General features: G+C 45.7%; 23 protein-coding genes and 1 tRNA gene. 8 read left to right on the top strand and 16 right to left on the bottom strand.

Annotation, left to right across the window (positions count from 1 at the left end):
* Positions 1-4 precede the first annotated feature (4 nt).
* The 10 genes from flgH to ACUJFK_RS13215 all read right to left on the bottom strand — a co-directional run bounded on the left by flgH (position 5) and on the right by ACUJFK_RS13215 (position 7,144).
* Positions 5-676, bottom strand: a complete 672-nt coding sequence (gene flgH / locus ACUJFK_RS13170) for a flagellar basal body L-ring protein FlgH (protein WP_226751801.1) — start codon at positions 674-676, stop codon at positions 5-7.
* 14 nt (positions 677-690) lie between these two features.
* The gene (gene flgG / locus ACUJFK_RS13175) at positions 691-1,479 is read right to left on the bottom strand and encodes a flagellar basal-body rod protein FlgG (protein ID WP_226751800.1); all 789 of its coding nucleotides are present in this window, start codon (positions 1,477-1,479) and stop codon (positions 691-693) included.
* An 85-nt stretch (positions 1,480-1,564) separates the two neighbouring features.
* Positions 1,565-2,311, bottom strand: a complete 747-nt coding sequence (locus ACUJFK_RS13180; protein WP_226751799.1) for a flagellar basal body rod protein FlgF — start codon at positions 2,309-2,311, stop codon at positions 1,565-1,567.
* Positions 2,312-2,462: 151 nt separating this feature from the next.
* Complete coding sequence (flgE, locus tag ACUJFK_RS13185) at positions 2,463-3,755, bottom strand: flagellar hook protein FlgE (protein WP_306019854.1); 1,293 nt, start codon at positions 3,753-3,755, stop codon at positions 2,463-2,465.
* Between the two features lie 26 nt (positions 3,756-3,781).
* Positions 3,782-3,871, bottom strand: coding sequence for a hypothetical protein (locus ACUJFK_RS13190; protein ID WP_445425152.1), 90 nt, complete (start codon positions 3,869-3,871; stop codon positions 3,782-3,784).
* Complete coding sequence (locus tag ACUJFK_RS13195; protein WP_445425153.1) at positions 3,841-4,467, bottom strand: flagellar hook assembly protein FlgD; 627 nt, start codon at positions 4,465-4,467, stop codon at positions 3,841-3,843. Before ACUJFK_RS13195 ends, ACUJFK_RS13190 begins: the two co-directional genes overlap by 31 nt.
* Positions 4,468-4,477: 10 nt before the next feature.
* Positions 4,478-4,897 carry a flagellar basal body rod protein FlgC gene (flgC, locus tag ACUJFK_RS13200; protein WP_226751796.1) on the bottom strand — a complete coding sequence of 140 codons (420 nt, stop codon included), beginning with the start codon at positions 4,895-4,897 and terminating at the stop codon, positions 4,478-4,480.
* 2 nt (positions 4,898-4,899) lie between these two features.
* Positions 4,900-5,301 carry a flagellar basal body rod protein FlgB gene (gene flgB, locus ACUJFK_RS13205; protein WP_306178057.1) on the bottom strand — a complete coding sequence of 134 codons (402 nt, stop codon included), beginning with the start codon at positions 5,299-5,301 and terminating at the stop codon, positions 4,900-4,902.
* Between the two features lie 63 nt (positions 5,302-5,364).
* Entirely contained in the window at positions 5,365-6,198 is an 834-nt protein-coding gene (locus ACUJFK_RS13210; protein WP_306019859.1) for a CheR family methyltransferase, read from the bottom strand.
* 16 nt (positions 6,199-6,214) lie between these two features.
* Positions 6,215-7,144, bottom strand: coding sequence for a chemotaxis protein (locus ACUJFK_RS13215; protein WP_226751793.1), 930 nt, complete (start codon positions 7,142-7,144; stop codon positions 6,215-6,217).
* A 126-nt stretch (positions 7,145-7,270) separates the two neighbouring features.
* On the opposite strand from ACUJFK_RS13215, the gene flgA reads away from it, so the two are divergent.
* From flgA to flgN, 3 genes are all read left to right on the top strand, one after another.
* Positions 7,271-7,996 (top strand): flagellar basal body P-ring formation chaperone FlgA, encoded by a 726-nt coding sequence (gene flgA / locus ACUJFK_RS13220; RefSeq protein WP_306019862.1) that lies wholly within the window; start codon positions 7,271-7,273, stop codon positions 7,994-7,996.
* A gap of 78 nt (positions 7,997-8,074) precedes the next feature.
* The gene (flgM, locus tag ACUJFK_RS13225) at positions 8,075-8,392 is read left to right on the top strand and encodes a flagellar biosynthesis anti-sigma factor FlgM (RefSeq protein ID WP_306019864.1); all 318 of its coding nucleotides are present in this window, start codon (positions 8,075-8,077) and stop codon (positions 8,390-8,392) included.
* Positions 8,392-8,826, top strand: a complete 435-nt coding sequence (gene flgN, locus ACUJFK_RS13230; protein WP_306019865.1) for a flagellar export chaperone FlgN — start codon at positions 8,392-8,394, stop codon at positions 8,824-8,826. The genes flgM and flgN overlap by 1 nt, the downstream gene beginning before the upstream one ends.
* A 48-nt stretch (positions 8,827-8,874) precedes the next feature.
* Here flgN and ACUJFK_RS13235 read toward each other — a convergent pair whose 3' ends face one another.
* Positions 8,875-9,336: an LPP20 family lipoprotein gene (locus ACUJFK_RS13235; protein ID WP_226751789.1), complete on the bottom strand. Its 462-nt coding sequence runs from the start codon at positions 9,334-9,336 to the stop codon at positions 8,875-8,877.
* Between the two features lie 212 nt (positions 9,337-9,548).
* Here ACUJFK_RS13235 and ACUJFK_RS13240 point away from each other — a divergent pair, with 212 nt between their 5' ends.
* The 5 genes from ACUJFK_RS13240 to ACUJFK_RS13260 all read left to right on the top strand — a co-directional run bounded on the left by ACUJFK_RS13240 (position 9,549) and on the right by ACUJFK_RS13260 (position 13,489).
* Positions 9,549-10,685: a flagellar assembly protein T N-terminal domain-containing protein gene (locus ACUJFK_RS13240; RefSeq protein ID WP_445425154.1), complete on the top strand. Its 1,137-nt coding sequence runs from the start codon at positions 9,549-9,551 to the stop codon at positions 10,683-10,685.
* 100 nt (positions 10,686-10,785) lie between these two features.
* Positions 10,786-10,860, top strand: a tRNA-Arg gene (locus tag ACUJFK_RS13245).
* A gap of 186 nt (positions 10,861-11,046) precedes the next feature.
* Positions 11,047-12,285, top strand: a complete 1,239-nt coding sequence (locus ACUJFK_RS13250) for an integrase domain-containing protein (protein ID WP_445425155.1) — start codon at positions 11,047-11,049, stop codon at positions 12,283-12,285.
* Between the two features lie 17 nt (positions 12,286-12,302).
* On the top strand, positions 12,303-12,893 hold the full coding sequence (locus ACUJFK_RS13255; protein WP_445425156.1) for a hypothetical protein: 591 nt from the start codon (positions 12,303-12,305) through the stop codon (positions 12,891-12,893).
* Between the two features lie 326 nt (positions 12,894-13,219).
* Positions 13,220-13,489: a hypothetical protein gene (locus tag ACUJFK_RS13260; RefSeq protein WP_445425157.1), complete on the top strand. Its 270-nt coding sequence runs from the start codon at positions 13,220-13,222 to the stop codon at positions 13,487-13,489.
* A gap of 136 nt (positions 13,490-13,625) precedes the next feature.
* On the opposite strand, the gene ACUJFK_RS13265 is transcribed toward ACUJFK_RS13260, so the two are convergent.
* The 5 genes from ACUJFK_RS13265 to ACUJFK_RS13285 all read right to left on the bottom strand — a co-directional run bounded on the left by ACUJFK_RS13265 (position 13,626) and on the right by ACUJFK_RS13285 (position 16,987).
* On the bottom strand, positions 13,626-13,931 hold the full coding sequence (locus ACUJFK_RS13265; RefSeq protein WP_445425158.1) for a hypothetical protein: 306 nt from the start codon (positions 13,929-13,931) through the stop codon (positions 13,626-13,628).
* Between the two features lie 9 nt (positions 13,932-13,940).
* Positions 13,941-15,020, bottom strand: a complete 1,080-nt coding sequence (locus ACUJFK_RS13270) for a hypothetical protein (RefSeq protein WP_445425159.1) — start codon at positions 15,018-15,020, stop codon at positions 13,941-13,943.
* A 443-nt stretch (positions 15,021-15,463) separates the two neighbouring features.
* Entirely contained in the window at positions 15,464-16,129 is a 666-nt protein-coding gene (locus tag ACUJFK_RS13275; protein WP_445425160.1) for a hypothetical protein, read from the bottom strand.
* Positions 16,113-16,544 (bottom strand): hypothetical protein, encoded by a 432-nt coding sequence (locus tag ACUJFK_RS13280; protein ID WP_445425161.1) that lies wholly within the window; start codon positions 16,542-16,544, stop codon positions 16,113-16,115. The genes ACUJFK_RS13275 and ACUJFK_RS13280 overlap by 17 nt, the downstream gene beginning before the upstream one ends.
* A gap of 68 nt (positions 16,545-16,612) precedes the next feature.
* Positions 16,613-16,987: a hypothetical protein gene (locus ACUJFK_RS13285; protein ID WP_445425162.1), complete on the bottom strand. Its 375-nt coding sequence runs from the start codon at positions 16,985-16,987 to the stop codon at positions 16,613-16,615.
* Positions 16,988-17,052: the final 65 nt, after the last annotated feature.

A 17,052-nucleotide genomic window follows, 5' to 3' on the forward strand; every position in this document is an offset into this window, starting at 1 on the left:
GCTCCTAGAATGGCCAGAATGGACCATTAAAAAACTGGGTTAACCAGCCTGGTGATTGCCCGCCATGATGTGCACCCGTGCCGCTGTATTCGATACGTGCATTGGCAATCTTGGTCGACTCTACCGTGTTATTCACATCGACATCTTGTGGCCGAATAACACCAGTTAAACGGATATATTCTTTACCGGTATTTAATGTCAGCCATTTTTCACCGCGGATCACTAAGTTACCGTTCGACATGACCTGCAACACATTGACCGAGATATCGCCGACTAAGCTATTGCTCTGATCGGCTTTGGCGTCGCCTTTAAAGTCTTGGCTACTGCCCGCGCCAAACTGCAACACATTACCGCCAACCGACACATTGCTTCCGGCAAAATTAATCGGGTCAAAAGCAATGTTGCTGTCTTTAGCCGTTTCTGTTTTGGCTTTTTTCGACGCTTGGGTTTTCTCACGAAGCACAACCGTAATAATGTCACCTTCATGCCGTGCTTTGTTATCGGAATACAAGCTATTAGAATGGCTTTGCATAAACAACGAACCGTTTTTTACCACTGGCCGCGGCGCCGACTCTGGCGGCAAGGGAGCAAAATACGGATCGTTTGGCTGCGCTTCTTGCATAGAAGAACAGGCGGTTAAACTGCTGACCATCAGTATCAATAGGACATTACGCATGAGCTGTACCTGCCTTATAACTGTTGAATAACAAAACCAAGCATCTGATCCACGGTAGAAATGACTTTAGAGTTCATTTCATACACGCGTTGACTTTCAATTAAGCTAACCAACTCTTCTGTGACATTGACATTAGAGGTTTCTAGCGCTCCCTGCACAATAATCCCCAGTCCTTCTAATCCTGGAATGCCTTGCACCGGATCGCCGCTGGCTGGCGTTTGGCTGAATAAGTTTTGGCCAATCGGCTCTAAACCGGCCGGATTAATAAAGTTAGTGACAGTTAACTGACCTAATACCGCATTCTCAACCTGCCCGGCTAAACGAGCGGAGATCTCGCCATCTTGAGACACCATGATATTAGTGGCATCTGGCGGCACCACAATATTGGGCTGCACCTGATACCCGGCACCAGAGGTCACAACATTACCGTCACCATCAACCGTGAATTGGCCATTACGACTATAAGAAATAGTGCCATCAGGCATTAACACTTCAAAAAAACCATGGCCTTGGATCATCAGATCCAAACTGTTCTCTGTAGTGATCATATTGCCTTGAGTAAAGCTTTTTTGCGTCGCAACTACCTTGGTACCGGCACCTATCATTAAACCGTTAGGTAATTCAGAATTTTGTGAAGAACGCCCGCCTGGCTGATTAATGTTTTGATACAGCAAATCTTCAAATACGGCGCGGCTTTTCTTAAAGCCTACAGTACTGGCGTTCGCCAAGTTATTAGAAATAACCGAGATATCACGCTGTTTCGCGTCTAACCCTGTTTTGCTGATCCACAATGCTGGATGCATTTGTACCTCCTGGGCTTACGCCCTATTAACTAAGTGCCAAGCAAGCTGCTGCTGGCTGAAGTAAAACGGTAAAAAGAAAAAAGCCTTAACCTACAATTCGCAGCAATTGATTTTGCTGTTGATCCATTTGCTCAGCTTGCTTCATCATTTTCACTTGTAATTCAAACTGGCGCTGTAAGCTGATCATCGTGGTCATTTCGCCAACCGCATTGACATTACTGCCCTCATAGGCACCGCTAAGCAAATTGACATTCGCACTAGCCTCGGCATCCTGACCATCTTTACGTCGAAACAAGCCATCGTTACCTTTCACAATATCGGCATATTCCGGTTGTACTAGCTTAATTCGCCCTACTTCTTCTAGCGCATTCGCCGGGGCGCCTTGCGCTCTCGCAATCACGGTGCCGTCAGCGCCGATTTCCATCTTCGCTAACGGCACAGGGAGTTGCAGCGGCCCCGCATCCCCCATCACGGGTAAACCGCTGGCAGTCATTAGCATGCCACTGGCACTAATCTGTAAATTACCCGCTCGGGTGTAGGCTTCTTTACCCTCTTTATCTTGCACAGCAAACCAACCGTTACCTTGAATAGCAACGTCTAATTCACGTTCAGTAATAATCATCGCGCCACTGTCAAAGTTTTGACCTGGGCTCTCTGTTAACGAAAACACTCGGGTAGGCAACCCCTCACCGAAGGCCTGCATGGCACGGGCTTGTTCAAAATCGGCTTTAAAACCCACTGTGCCGGCATTTGCCAAGTTATTTGCTCGTACGCTGATGCCATTCATGTTCTCTTTGGCACCGCTCATGGCGATATATAACAGACGATCCATAGTAAACCTCGCAGGGACTTGCTGTTTTTACTTAACGAAACTTTTAATCAACTTATTATATTTAAGCAATAAGAGTGCCAGCTTGATAAAACAGGATTTTTTGATTAAAAAAAAGCCACCCGTAGGTGGCTTGATTTGAATGACAAAGCGTTTACCGGATCTGTAAGATGGTCTGTTGAAGCGTGCTGTTAACTTCCAACGCTCTAGAATTGGCCTGAAAGTTACGCTGCGCGCTGATTAGATCAACTAGCTCCGTTGTAAGGTTTACGTTTGACTGCTCTAACGCGGAGCTTTGAATACTACCAAAGGTACCGGTGTTAGGTTCACCAGCTAACGGCTCGCCAGACGCTAAACTGGCTTTCCAAGACGTTGCTCCCGCTTGGCTTAAGCCTTGCGGATTGGCAAAACGCACCATCGATACTTGCGATAAAAATTGTTGATCGCCATTAGAATAAGATGCCATAATTCTGCCGCCAACATCAATATCCAGCCCAGTTAAACGACCGACTGTAGTACCATTCTGACTTAGTGAGCCCACTTCAAAAGCTGATGCATATTGAGTTGGCGTTCGGGTACCTGCTTCATCGCGAAAACGGATACCAAAATCACCCACGGTTCCAAAATTAGCACCATTATTTAACAAGCCATTTAAATCAAGAGGCGAAATGGTAATATCTTCAAAGTCACCTGGATTTTCACCTGGTGTTCCATCTGACTTAAAAACTAATTGTGAGGTAGCCGAGGGAACAAGAGTTCCATTGAATGTGGTATACACATCCCAGGTATTATTCGCCAAAGGTGCTGTTCTTACAAAATACACACTGAGTATATGTGCCTGACCTAAGCTATCATAAATCGTTGTTGAGGTGGTGCTGTTATAACTGGCTCGGTCAGTTGGCTCAAACGTTGTAATGGTTGGTGGCAATGAACGTGCGTCTAAGTTCATACTAACAAACACATCACGTGTGGCACTGGGCGCACCTGCAGTAGTGGGGATCTGAATTGGCCCAGTTGTACTTAAACTGACAGAGCTAGTTGTACCTGAATCGGAATCCACAGGGTAACCTTGCAAAAAGGCACCATTGTTGTTCACTAAAAAGTTATTTGCATCGAGCTTAAACGCACCGGACCGGGTGTAAGCATAATCTCGAGAGCCCACTTCAGAGGCAGTCACAAAAAAACCGTCTCCCGTCACCGCTAAATCTAATGAGTTATTAGTGAACAATAACGACCCTTGTTGAAACTGCTGTGCAACTGATGATGTTCTGACCCCATCACCCACTTTAGTTCTACCGGCTTGAAATACCGAAGATGCATAAACATCGGCAAATTCAGCTCGAGACTCTTTAAAACCTGTAGTATTAACGTTAGCGATGTTATTTGCTGTGGTATCTAAATCTTTTTGTGCAGCGGCGATACCGCTTAATGCAATATTAAAACTCATATGTTACCTCACCTTAAGCGGTCGTATTAACCATAAGAAACTTCTAACACATCGGCCAATTTCACTGCCCCGATGCCTAATAAATTCAGTGTAATGCCGTTACCGTTGTTGCCCATACTGACACTGGATACAGGGGTATATACACTTGTACTGGGGCATTTTCCGTTTTGCCTCTGGCGCTAACTTCAACACTGATGTTATAAAGCCCAGCGGCAACGGTTTCACCCGCTTGGTTCGTACCATCCCAAGCAAACTCATTTTTACCCAATTGCGGTTGATCAACGTTAAATGTAGAAACTAACTCACCGTTGGGTTTAGTGATAATCACTTTCATGTTATCAGCTGGTTGTTCAAGGTTTATTTGGCCACGCGAGAGCGACTCACCGGTGAAAACCAATTGTTCAGATTGTGTCAGCACGCTACGCCCTACTAGTGATGAGGCTTGCAAGGCTTGATTGGACGACATGCTTTGCGCCAAGCTACTGAAATTATCATTAAGCTTGGTGATACCATCGGCCATGGTAAAGTTAGTCATCTGTGCGATCATTTGATCATTTTCTACCGGCTTGGTCGGGTCTTGATAAGCTAACTGCTGAGTTAACAAAGCAAAAAAATCTGACTGCGTTAAAGCGCCATTGTTTTTATCGGCAACTTTTTTCTCAGTATCCCAGTACATCCCTTCTAGCGCAGAATTTGTATTAATGGTTGTCATGCGTTACTCCTTAACCCTGACCTAACCGTAAGGTGCGCATTAACATTTGTTTTGCGGCATCTGCGGTTTGTACATTGGTTTCATAGGCTCGAGACGCTGAAATCATATTCGCCATTTCTTCCATAATGTTGACATTAGGCTTGTAAACATAGCCATTTTCATCCGCCAACGGATGATTGGGCGCATATTCCACATTCGGTGGTGCGTCAGACTCGACAATTCCCAGCACTTTAACGCCAGAGCCGGCATCTTGTTGCCGCTGCGCTTGCGCAAACTCGGTGGCAAACACCGGGTGACGACCACGGTAAACCTGATCGATACTACTGCTCACGCTGTTCGCATTGGCAATGTTACTGGCTGTGGTATTCATTCTTACTGACTGGGCGGTCATGCCAGAGCCAGCAATATCAAACACTTTAAATAAGCTCATAATTACTGTCCTGTGCCTGTAAGGGCTTTTTTCAAGCCACTGATCCGACTATTCAAAAATTGTAGGCTGGTCTGGTATTCGATGGCATTTTGCATCATGGCATTACGTTCGCGGTTCATGTCCACGCTGTTACCATCACCGGTATCAGTTTGTTCTGGATTACGAAACTTCACTTCGTGCCGGGTTGCAGTAGAAATGGCGAAATGCCCATCATGCGTCCGCTGCATGGAACGGCTTTGCCGAGATTGGGCGTTCACCAGCGCTTGCTGAAAATCGATGTCTTTAGCTTTATAGCCAGGAGTGTCAGCGTTAGCGACGTTTTCTGACAGCACTTGCGCACGACGATCTCGAACCAGCAACGCTTGTTCGTGCATGCCAAAGGCTTTGTCTAAACTGATTGCCATTTTTTTGCCACCTCATGTTGTAACCTTAGTTTGAGGAAGCAAAAAGCAGGCCAAGATGCAGAGTTAAGATTTCTTGCGGTAAATAATGCCCGGATTACAACGCAGCATGTCAAAGTCTTCATTCATGGTTGACAATGACTCTGAGGCCCCGAGGATTAAGTAACCTTTACTATTTAATGACTGAGCAAACTGTTTGATTATTTTCGCTTTCACTTCAGGAGAAAAGTAAATCAATACGTTGCGACAGAATATGATGTCGAATTTCCCTAGCAGAGTATAACTGTCTAGCAGGTTAAGATGCCGAAAAGTCACTTTTTTACGCACGTTATCTTTAACGCGCATCATGCCATTAGAGGTATCTTCAAAAAACCGCGTGCGTCGCTCAGGTGATAAACCACGCGCTAAAGCTAAGCCGTCGTACTCGGCTCTGGCGCAATGCTCCAGCATTGTATTGGATATATCAGTACCTAAAATATTCACCCCACCAGGAAAGGCATTTGGCCGACTTTGCTGAAACTCTAGCGCGGTCATTGAAATAGAATATGGCTCTTGACCCGATGAGCTAGCCGCTGACCAAATTTTGACGCTGCGGCAAGTTTTTTCCAGCTCCGGCAATAATTGATTCTTTAGTAGCTCGTATGGGTAGTTGTCACGAAACCATAAGGTTTCATTGGTGGTCATAGCGTCAATCACGGCTGAGCGTAACTGCCGTTCAAACGGACTCATGGTTTTGGCAACCAGTTCAGATAAACTGCCATGGCTAAAACGTTGCATTAAGGGGGTTAAACGGCTTTTAACCAAATATTGCTTATTGTCACCCAGCACGATGCCGCACTGTTGCTCGAGAAAATCCCGAAATTGCCGATATTCCGATTCTTGTAACTGCTTATTCTGCACGCATAACCCTTACCAATTATTCAACGTGGAGCCATTTTTGCACTGCTTGTGCTAACTCGTCGGGATTAAACTTTGCAATAAAATCCTCAGCCCCCACTTTTTGTACCATTTGCTGATTAAACACGCCACTTAACGAGGTATGTAAAATCACATGTAACTGTCGCAGTTTCACATCAGCTTTCACCGCCGCTGTTAGGGTATAGCCATCCATATCCGGCATTTCGATATCAGAGATCAGTAAACCCACTTTTTCTGTGATCGAATGTTGGCATTGTTCACTTAATTGTTGTAGGTAGGTCAGCGCTTCGCGGCCATTTTTGACCAAGTGCATTTTTACACCCAAAGGTTCTAGCGCCCGTTTCACCTGATTACGGGCCACAGTAGAATCATCAGCAATTAAAATGACTCGATCGCCTAAATCAGTTGCAATGCTTTTCGACACCGTTTCATCGTGGATCATTGTCGGTGAGGGTGAAATCTCTTCGAGAATTTTTTCAACATCCAAGATCTCAATTAATTCTTTATCCAGCTCGGTAACAGCCGTTAAATAGCTTTGCTTACCACCAGTGCCTTTTGGCGGAGGCATGATGGTTTCCCAGTTGGTATTAACTATGCGCTCAACTGAACTAACTAAAAAGCCCTGCACCGAGCGGTTATACTCAGAAATAATAATGAACGCAGTGGAAAGATCTTGAATTTCTCGCCCGCCGATAGCCAAGCTTAAATCAATGACCGATATGGTTTGGCCACGAATGTGCGCAATACCACGCACAAACTTGTTGCGTTTGGGCATGCTGGTTAAACGCGGACATTGCAATACCTCACGCACTTTAAACACGTTAATACCATAACGCTGGCGTCCAGCAAGCTTAAACAGCAGCAACTCTAATCGATTCTGACCCACAAGTTGGGTGCGCTGGTTGACGGAATCTAGAATACTGGACATCTGGGTTTCCTTACTTCAGCCTTTAGGCGTGATATTTGCATGACTAGTTCAACTGTCAGAAAATCGGCGTCAATACATGATTCAGGTATGTTATAGCCCTTTGTTAGTTAAGCATAGACAAACCCTATGAAAAAGTATGAAAATTTTCGTCATATTACTGCTTTAATTACCTTACTGTGCTTAAGTTTAACGCTTAATGCTTCGGCTTTTGCCGAGCAAAATACCTCAGCAAGCTATAACCCTGAACAATTAACGACCCTGACAGAAAATTGGTTAAAAGACACCTTAGCCAGCGAACTGTCAACAGATACTGAGATAAGCGTGACCCCTTTGGATACTCGGATTGGTGATAAAGAATGTGCTAATGCCCTGCAATTTAGTTTACCGGCAAACTACAATCCACGCCAAACCACCGTGCAATTAAGCTGTGACAGCCCTGTCGCTTGGCAGTTGTTTATATCAGCTAAGATCACCGAGTATCTTGATTTAGTGGTGATGCGGCAAAATATTTCTCCAGGAACGGTTATCACGGCCGATATGCTCGAAATTGAGCGCCGGGAGCGACGCTTAGTTCGGGGTAATATTGTGCAGCAACCGGCTGAGATTATTGGTAGTAAAAATAAACGCAGTCTGAGTGTTGGTCAAATTATCAACCTTCAAGATCTTTGTCTTGTATGCCGGGGTGATATTGTTACAATAGAAATTAATAACAGCGGTTTATCTGTTACTGCCACTGGCGTGGTTCAGCAAGACGGTACCCTAGGTGCTATAGTTACCGTGAGAAACCAGCAATCTGGGCGCAGTATTCAAGCAGAGGTTGTTGGGGTTAATCAAGTTCAAGTGAAATTTTAGAAAATAAACCTAAAGTTTTCTTTGTAGCGGCCGTTAACCTAAGCATAAGGACTAAAGTTTAGGTGAAGAGGTTCTATTATGGCGATTAATATTAATAACTTGCAAAATACTCCGCAGGTTAAAACAGATAAAAACGATCAACTGGTGCAGCGCCAACAAACTACTGTGCAGCAAAATGCCGGTAGTCAGGCAATGCAAAAGCAAGATTCGGTTTCTATTACACCGCAAGCTCAGCAATTTTCTAAATTGCAAGAAAAGGCCAGTAACAGTAGCGGTATCGATCAAGAGAAAGTCGATAAGATTAAACAGGCTATTGCTGAAGGCAAATACAAAATTAACGTTGAGCAGTTAGCTAAGCGTATCATGCAATTTGAGGGCGATTTATTCGACCGCTAATGAATACAGCACAAAGCGCCACCCTCACCTGCCTGAACCAACAACAAGCGCATTTATCTGCGCTTTTGTTGTTGCTAGAACATGAACTTAAAGCGGTTACTGAACGTGATGTACCGCGTTTAAACAACATCATCGAACAAAAAAATACCTTATTGCTACAAATTGAACAAACCGATAAGGCACTTAGCCAATCTGAAGACCTGGCTGAGCAACGCAAACAATCTTGGTTTGATGAGCGTATTGCTGTTTTGGATGATTTATTGGCGCAGTGCAAACAACAAACTGCCGTTAACCAGCAGGTTTTAGAACACAGCCAGTTAACGCTAGGTCGATTAAAGCATGAGATTTTATCGGCGAATGGTAAGACCGGCTTAACCTACACCAACAAAGGCAAACCGGCTGTAGATAGTAAAGGCAGTGGCGTAAAAGCCTGATCCAACCTTACGTATTAAGCAATTATCCGCGCTTAATAGGCCTAGCCATCACCACAAATAACGCACACTGCGAATACTTTGCTTCGGCTCGGTATGCTGCAAGGTTGCATATACTTCGGCAAAATCCAGCGATAGCTCGGTAATATAGGTATCTTCAACCGCATAGGTTTTCACTACCCGCGCACCGCGGATCACACCTTGCACTGACGCTTCTAGCACATCGTTTTGCGCGACCATGGCACTTAAGGTGTTTTTGCTGTCAATTCTTTGACCATAAACCCGCTCAGCTAATTCTCGATAAGCTTCTAATTTGGAAGCACGCATCGCCATTAACATACGCTGGCTGTCACTCGCACCCGGTTGTGCTGATATTGGCGCAGCACCCAGCGCCGTTATCACCGGGAAAGCCAGTGGCGTTTCTTGTTGATATTCAATATGTCTATCAGCCAATTGGCCACAAGCTGCTGTTAATGTTGTAAGGATCACAACTACGCTTAAGCTCTTAATCATAATAACCCATCCTGTCACGGCAGCGGGCGCTGCCTAAGCCAACGCTTTTCTGATATCAAAACTTAAGCAAAATTCACGCCAGTCATCACAAAAAACCAGCTCGGCACATTATTTGCTTGTACAGTAGCAATAGATACGTTGTAACGCCGGTGCTAAGCAAACTACCCGATAGGCGTTTACACCTAATCAATACATTCAGACGATGGCAGACTATGAGAATACGCATTCTATCCACCCTCTTGTTCGGGCTTGCCGCTTTAAGCCAAAGTAATTCACTCTACGCCAACTGGTATGAAGCCACCGGGCAAGCCAGTATTGAACGTGGCGATTTAGATAGCGCGCGTCGAGCGGCCATTGAAGATGCACTGCAACGCGCCACCTTATTTGCAGGGGCAAAATTAGAAAGCCACCAACAGGTAGTGCAAGGGATCTTGCAACATCACTCGGTTACGCTTAGCACTAGCGCGGAGCTGCGACAAGTACAGCTACTGTCAGAAACGCACAGCCAACAACAGGTGTTTATTACGCTAAAAGCCCATATCTTGCCGATGGCCAAAAGCTGTTCGGCTAATTTTCGAAACCCATTATTGGTTACCCAAGTGCATTTAGATGCGCGGCAAGACGCCATTTATGGCCAGTTGTTTGAACTAGGTGAACACAGTACACGACAACTGTCGCGCCACTTGCGTGACTTTGGCCCAAGCCTAGCATTACAAGTGCGTGACGAACCCATCGCGCAATCTCAATTAACCGCCAATGTTGCCGATCAGTTTTTTGCAGAGGGCCAACAATTTATTTTATTCGCTACTATTCAGGATTTATCACTTGGCGCTAAAACCAGTAAATTTTGGCAAAGCAGCCAACGAGAACGCTTCTTTACTTTAGAAGTGACCTTGTTTGATACCTATGAGCGACGAGTGCATTACCAACAAGAATACCGCACCAGTAGTTTTTGGCCAGTTCAAGATAACACCACACCCAATAGCCACAGTGTGGCATTTTGGCGCATGCCCTATGGCCAAAAAATTGATCAAGTGCTTCGTACCGTGGCGCAAGATATTCAAGAACAAACCCAATGCCAGCCGTTGCTTGCACAAATCCGCCAAGTAAAACAACAGCATATTCAGATCGGCTTAGGCAGCAGCCATGGTTTAAAAGTGGGTGATCAGGTTAATTTAATTCAAGTTCAGCGCGATCCGCAGCAAGCCGAACTGCGGCGTTTACTTGATAGCCCCGTGCAACTCACGATTACCGATATTACCCCAGAAGGCGCATGGGCCGCCTCGCCGAGCCAACAATTGCTCAATCATATTCAACCGGGTGATATTGTTAGCTTTCAAAGCCGATAGCCTTTATCAAGGCCGCTTTCTGAGTTATGAAACAACAGCGTAAGCGGTCGCAAGGTAATATTCACTTCAAGGTCTTATTCTGCTAGACTCTGCGCCCTGTTGCCTCATAGTTAAATGGATATAACGGCCCCCTCCTAAGGGGCAGTTGCAGGTTCGATTCCTGCTGGGGCAGCCATTTCAGCGTTCACGGAAGATCGCGAAGTCTCGTTAAAGCTCGATAAACCCCAATAAAATAAGGCTTTTACTTGATTTTAGCGTTCAATTTAGTTCATTATAAATCGGTAAGAACAAACAGTTTTGATACTACAGATGATAATACAGCCAAATTGGCGAAAAAGCTGTAGTATCATTCGGGGGTGAAATGGCAATAAAAACAAGGCCTTTAAGCGATACAGAAACACGCTCAGCGAAGCCAAAAGACAAGGTTTTTTCGCTGTATGATGGCGATGGTTTAGAGCTGCGTATTACGCCCGCTGGGGGTAAGTCGTGGTTGTTTCGTTACAAGCGGCCACACTTAAAAAAACCGAACATGATTAAGCTTGGCACCTACCCTGAAACCTCTTTGTATCAAGCGCGTAAGATGCGTACTGAATTTCGGGAGCTGTTAGCGAAGAACATCGATCCGCAAAATTGGTTGGATCTGCAAAACGAAAAGCGCCAGCGTGAAATGCGCAACACGCTAAAAGACATTGCCGAAAAATGGTTCAGTGTAAAGTTTACTAAGGTAAGCGAGCGGCACGCGCAGAATATTCGTAATTCGTTTGTTTCCCACGTTTTTGACGAGCTGGGCCACTGGCCAGTTAACGAACTGACTGCCCCTGCTGTTATCGATGCACTGAAACCGCTTGAAGCGGCCGACAAAAGCGAAACCCTTTCGCGCATTTGCCAGCGCCTGAATGAATTAATGACTTGGTGCGTTAACACCGGCATTTTGCAGCATAACCCGCTGGCCGGTATTAAAGCTGCGTTCGCTTCGCCGCAAACGACAAACATGCCCACCATAAAGCCCGAGCAATTGCCAGAGCTAATGAAAACCCTTAGCTTTGCGCAAATACGTATACAAACGCGCTGTTTAATAGAGTGGCAACTGCATACCATGGTGCGGCCAAGCGAAGCAGCCGGTGCGCGCTGGGATGAAATAGATCGCAGTGAAATGCTGTGGTGCATACCGGCTGAACGCATGAAGCAAAAGCGCGAACACAAAGTGCCACTTACCGATCAAACTTTGGCGCTGCTTGATTTTATGCAGCCGATCAGTGGCCGGTCTGAATATATATTTCCAAGCGATAGAAACCCCGGCAAAGCCACGCATTCAGAAACCGCGAACCGAGCATTGCAGCGCATGGGTTATAAAGGCATATTGGTATCACACGGCTTACGTGCACTGGCCAGTACCACGCTAAACGAACAGGGCTTTGATCATGATGTGATTGAGGCAGCATTAGCACACCAAGAAAAAAACCAAGTGCGAGCAGCGTACAACCGCGCTACGTATTTGGATCGTCGGCGCGTATTAATGGCGTGGTGGAGTAATCATATTGAGGAAGCAGCAACGGGTAAAATGTTGCTGAGCGGCAAGAAAGGATTAAAGGCAGTTTAATTAAACAAGGATGGTAAATGAGAAAATTAATAGATCCTGTAATATTGCTAGTATGTTTATTACTTATTCTAGTCGGATACATTTTTGGAATTTCATCAGGTCTAATTATTGACTTGAAAATAACTGATTTGCTTACATCGATAGGCACAATTGGTGCCGTAGTAGTTGCGCTTTGGGCAGTTGATGAGAATCACAGAAGAGATACTTACAAATTAACTGTTACAGGTAAAGTTAATGAAAAACCGAAGTCAATATCTTTGCAAGGAATGCAAATGTCAGAGAGTGTTTCAAATATACCTAAAGTTACCATCAGGGTAGTAAATGTTGGCAGAAGACCAATAACGCTTGAATCAGTTTGTATTCGATCGCCAAACAAAGGTTACGAATACGAGAATATTTTAGTCAGAGAAAATGACAAATCAAAAAAAGTAACATTACAACCTGGCGAATTTTTTACCAGAGATCTTCAATCTGATAAAGCTGGTAAAAGTTTAGATGAAATTTATAAAAATGAATTTTTCATAGTTGATGCCCTAGAGTATCACCACAAAGCAAAATTGAACGGTAACTATTACACAATAAAATTTAAATCACCAGATTCACATTAATAGCTTTTCTAAGTTATACGTAAAGCCCCTATTTCCATTTATAAAAAAACTCATCTGATATAAATTTATCCAGCAAATTTAAAAAAATTTCAAATTTATTTTTTTCATCAGTTGGCGCACTGTGGGTAAAGTGCGCAACGTGGAATATGAAGATTTATAAAATACAAAAATCAAAACATATCTTATTGTTTATACAATCGGCTTAAAACTTTCGAAATTATAGAAAGAAACCTAGTGTAAACATCTGATTTTTGCGTTCTCACTGTTTGCAAAACCAATTTTTAACCATTAATTTGGCTGCAACTGCAAGCTTTGGAGAATGAGAAATGGCTAACTTTGATATGGTTAAATGGATTGTTGAAGAGGAAGAATTAAATACATCTAAAGCTGGGATAGTGGTTGCTGAACAGGTTATGGCATCTTTAGCTAATACTGATGAGCTGCATAATAACCAGGTGTTAATGAAGCTCATGCTCACCATAAGCAGTGGCAATAATGTTGAAACGATGGCTGCCAAAGCGTTTATAGCTTACATTAATTTTGCTTTAAAAGAATTTGCTCAATACCAGCAGATTTGTAACACAACAAAAAATTAAAAGTAGAGGGATTCGAACCCTCTCACATGGTTTTGCAGGCCGCGCTAGGCCTTTGCTGGCTGGGGCTTTTGGTTGGGTGCTTGGCCTAAAACGGACAGAAGCGGCCTTACTATTGCCCCAAATTTGCCCCAAGTAACTACAACAAAACCCGAACGGTAAGTTCTACCGTTTGCCCTGGGCCGGCTATTACTACACCGCTGGGTTCTTCTTGGCTGATGGCGATTATAAAACCATCGTATGAGCCGGGGCGCAGTGTGAGTTGGCCTGTTTTAATGGCTACCACGTTGCGATCATCGCCGGTGATGTCGCCCGGTACTTGCTCGCCGTTTACCAGTAGTTTAATGGCGGTTACGCCTGCCATGTCAAAATTAAGTGGCGCTGCGTCTTGGCTAAATGCCACCTTTTCAATGTTATCTTTCCCGCGATATGCTGATAATTCCATGCTGCACCTTTAGTTGCACTTAGTGGCTGTGATGTTGGGTTTTAAATGAGTGGCTGTGATCCTTGGCTGTAAATGCACTGCCGTGATCGCGCACGGGTTTAGTTTAATGATATTGCCGTTAACCATGCGCGTATCAGCAAACGCATACGCATAGCTGAGCAGTTCGCCGCTGCTGCTAATGTGCTGCTCGTTGATTATGGCAGTGCCGCACAGTGCAGTGGCTTGTGCTGCAGTGGTACCGCCGCTGCTGATCACTTGCTCGCTGTTCGATTCATTAATTAATGAACTGCTGGCAATGGCATTGGCTACTGCGCTGGCCAGTGCGCCTGTTACAATGATTTGCTCGTTAACCTGTTGGCTGGTGGCAAAAGCGCTGCTGCTGGCGGTAGCGGTGCCGCTGCTTACCACCTGCTGTTCTTGGCTAAGTGTGCTGCTGGCAATGCCCGTGGCCGCGGTTTGGGTTACCCCGCCCGAGCTAATTACCTGCTCGGTACCGCCTTGGTTTATAACCGTGCTGCTTGCTACTGCACCGGCTAAGGCTGCAGCATTGCCGCCCGTGGTTAACTGCTGATCATTAACAAAACTGCTTTGCGCATCGCTACTGGCCAACGCTGCCACAATGCCGCCAGTACTTACTATTTGCTCCGCGCCAGCGGTGTTAACCATGGTTGAGCTAGCCACCGCACTGGCTTGGGCTGCTGCCGTGCCGCTTGCGGTAACGGTTTGCTCATTCACCGCACTGCTAATGGCCTGCGCAGCGGCTTGCACTAAAACCTCACCACTTGCGGTTATACTTTGGGATTGGCTGATGGTGCTAGTGGCTAACGCACTGGCCGCTGCGGCGGCTTCTCCACTGCTGGTAAGTTGCTGGCTGTTAGTTAAACTGCTGCTGGCTACTGCGCTTGCTGTGGCAGCAACCGTGCCGCCAGAGGTGGTGATTTGTTCAACACCGCCCGCATCGCTGTAAAAAATCCACTTATCAGCGTCTACTGCTGAGAAGTTGAACATGTTGGCGTTATTAGTGCCGCCTATAGTAAATAGTGTATTACCTGAGCCGTTAGATAAATCAGCATCCCACTTAGTTGTCAATCCAGCATGTGTTAGCTCTATATATTCAATATCAGCTAATAAATCACGGGCGGTTGTTGGGGAGCCGATACGGGTTAATGGTGATGCTATTGTAGAAAAGGTGAATGTACCGCTACTTAAAAGCGCATCATCCCGATAAGCACGCCAAGCGCCACTAGAATCATGCTCTAAACGATACTTGTGCCTTTCACCGACTATAATAAATCCGTCTGGCGTACCATATCTGAGTGAGTTGGTTGTGTAAAACGCAAACCTACCAGTTGGAGTTAAATAAAATCCAGATGGTGTTCCGTTCCTGCCCATTATTGGATATAGAGAGCCAGCCATTAACTCATTTACTATACCCTTGAACTCTATAACGTAAGTTTCAATGCCCCCGTTAATAGTAAACGCATTTGGGAACTCTGCATAAGTGTTGTTAGTGAATCTTAGCCTGTACGCCATCACATCACCCCATAAGCATCATCAACTCTTAGCTGCCACCCAAACGCAAAGCTAGGTATCTCCGCATCATACGTCCCTGCTTTTTCGACATTCCGAAACGCTTGGATACTTTGCCATTGCTGGGTGCGTGGATTAAAACCATAAATGCTAGCATTGTGCTTTTCGCAGTCTGCGTTGGTGGTGACCGTTACAAAGCGCCCATCAGGTATTAACTCTTTAGTTGGCATATCACCACGGCTGTAACGCACTTCGTACAAAGTGGTATTCGGCCACGGCTTGGCGGGTATGTACATGGCTGCTTCGGTAATGCGGGTGGCTTCGTCGTTGTTTAGCACGTTAAGCGTGTGCGCCAGGCTAAACATTTGCGCTACTTCGGGATCGGCTAGGTTAATGTAAAATTCAACTTGGTACAGCTTGCTCATAGCTTTGAGTATTTTGGCTGCAAGCATTTTTTGCGTTTCGCTGGCCGTTGGATCGTCCAGCATGGCTTTTAAGCGTTCTTCGGTGCCGTTGATAATAAAGCCGGTTTCTACCTGCGTTTTACGCACTGGCCCCTCTATTCGGTGCAAGTATGGCAGCGGGGCGTAGTCGCGTGCGGCGGTGCGCGCTTGATCGTGCGTTAGCTCGGGTATCGTTGCTAAAAATTCGCTAAATGTTAACTGCATGGCTCACCTTTATAATGTCTTTGGGCACTAGCGTTGCGAGTAGTGCCGTGTCAAAAATGCCTAATGCTGAGCCAATAAGCTCGGCGCATTGGTAGGCGCAGAGATCATCCCAGCCCGTGCCAAACGCTACGCCCCAAAATGCGTCGTTGTCATACGGTTTGCCTATTTGCAAATCGAGCAGCGCATAGGCCAGCTCGGTGTTTTTGCAGTTGGCGTGGCGCGTTAGGGTTTCGCGATAGCGCTTTTTAAAATCGCGCATGCTGGTAATCACTACGCCCTGCCCGCCTACGGCTTCGACAATGCGGCCATCGGGCATAATGGCGCCCACGTGTGACCAGCGGCAGTTGGTGCGTACTTGTATGGCTAAGCTGATTGGCTTGTAACTGCGCCCGAAGATAACTGGTAGTGTTTGCATAGTGGCCTCGGTGGAAATTAGGCACAAAAAAACCGGCTATTGCCGGGCGCTTGTTGCGTGGTGCTGGGTTAAACGTTGGTGCGAGTGAGCTTAGTGGTGCTGGCATTAACCACGAACTGGCGGGTGGTAATGTTGCTGCCGCTGTAAGTGCCCGTGTTATTGGGCACGATGTAGCCCAAATAAGTTGAACCCGCCCACAGGCCAATGAAGTTAACGGTTTGATCAATGGTGAGGCTTAAATCAAAGGTTACGTTAGCGCTTAACACCGATTCGGCTACTGCGCCGTTCATGACAGGTGCGGCAAAAGTACAGGCTTTGCGGCTGTAAGGCGCATCAGACAATTCACTAGCAGCTGGGCTTACGCCTAAGCCGGGGTTGCTTGAGTGCAGCGATAATTGGGTTGCAGCATTTAAAGTGGCGGCATGGCCGGCTAAGTTAAACATAGTTCGATCCTTTTTTTGGCAATAAAAAAGCCCCTAAAAAGGGGCTTGTGGTTGTGGGTGCGCGT

The organism is Alishewanella sp. HL-SH06, from assembly GCF_052656265.1.

Coding starts and splice junctions, on each gene's coding strand:
- flgH (WP_226751801.1), bottom strand. CDS start 676: ATGCGTAATGTCCTATTGATACTGATGGTCAGCAGTTTAACCGCCTGT.
- flgG (WP_226751800.1), bottom strand. CDS start 1,479: ATGCATCCAGCATTGTGGATCAGCAAAACAGGGTTAGACGCGAAACAG.
- ACUJFK_RS13180 (WP_226751799.1), bottom strand. CDS start 2,311: ATGGATCGTCTGTTATATATCGCCATGAGCGGTGCCAAAGAGAACATG.
- flgE (WP_306019854.1), bottom strand. CDS start 3,755: ATGAGTTTTAATATTGCATTAAGCGGTATCGCCGCTGCACAAAAAGAT.
- ACUJFK_RS13190 (WP_445425152.1), bottom strand. CDS start 3,871: ATGGGCAACAACGGTAACGGCATTACACTGAATTTATTAGGCATCGGG.
- ACUJFK_RS13195 (WP_445425153.1), bottom strand. CDS start 4,467: ATGACAACCATTAATACAAATTCTGCGCTAGAAGGGATGTACTGGGAT.
- flgC (WP_226751796.1), bottom strand. CDS start 4,897: ATGAGCTTATTTAAAGTGTTTGATATTGCTGGCTCTGGCATGACCGCC.
- flgB (WP_306178057.1), bottom strand. CDS start 5,301: ATGGCAATCAGTTTAGACAAAGCCTTTGGCATGCACGAACAAGCGTTG.
- ACUJFK_RS13215 (WP_226751793.1), bottom strand. CDS start 7,144: ATGTCCAGTATTCTAGATTCCGTCAACCAGCGCACCCAACTTGTGGGT.
- flgA (WP_306019862.1), top strand. CDS start 7,271: ATGAAAAAGTATGAAAATTTTCGTCATATTACTGCTTTAATTACCTTA.
- flgM (WP_306019864.1), top strand. CDS start 8,075: ATGGCGATTAATATTAATAACTTGCAAAATACTCCGCAGGTTAAAACA.
- flgN (WP_306019865.1), top strand. CDS start 8,392: ATGAATACAGCACAAAGCGCCACCCTCACCTGCCTGAACCAACAACAA.
- ACUJFK_RS13235 (WP_226751789.1), bottom strand. CDS start 9,336: ATGATTAAGAGCTTAAGCGTAGTTGTGATCCTTACAACATTAACAGCA.
- ACUJFK_RS13240 (WP_445425154.1), top strand. CDS start 9,549: ATGAGAATACGCATTCTATCCACCCTCTTGTTCGGGCTTGCCGCTTTA.
- ACUJFK_RS13250 (WP_445425155.1), top strand. CDS start 11,047: ATGGCAATAAAAACAAGGCCTTTAAGCGATACAGAAACACGCTCAGCG.
- ACUJFK_RS13255 (WP_445425156.1), top strand. CDS start 12,303: ATGAGAAAATTAATAGATCCTGTAATATTGCTAGTATGTTTATTACTT.
- ACUJFK_RS13260 (WP_445425157.1), top strand. CDS start 13,220: ATGGCTAACTTTGATATGGTTAAATGGATTGTTGAAGAGGAAGAATTA.
- ACUJFK_RS13265 (WP_445425158.1), bottom strand. CDS start 13,931: ATGGAATTATCAGCATATCGCGGGAAAGATAACATTGAAAAGGTGGCA.
- ACUJFK_RS13275 (WP_445425160.1), bottom strand. CDS start 16,129: ATGCAGTTAACATTTAGCGAATTTTTAGCAACGATACCCGAGCTAACG.
- ACUJFK_RS13280 (WP_445425161.1), bottom strand. CDS start 16,544: ATGCAAACACTACCAGTTATCTTCGGGCGCAGTTACAAGCCAATCAGC.
- ACUJFK_RS13285 (WP_445425162.1), bottom strand. CDS start 16,987: ATGTTTAACTTAGCCGGCCATGCCGCCACTTTAAATGCTGCAACCCAA.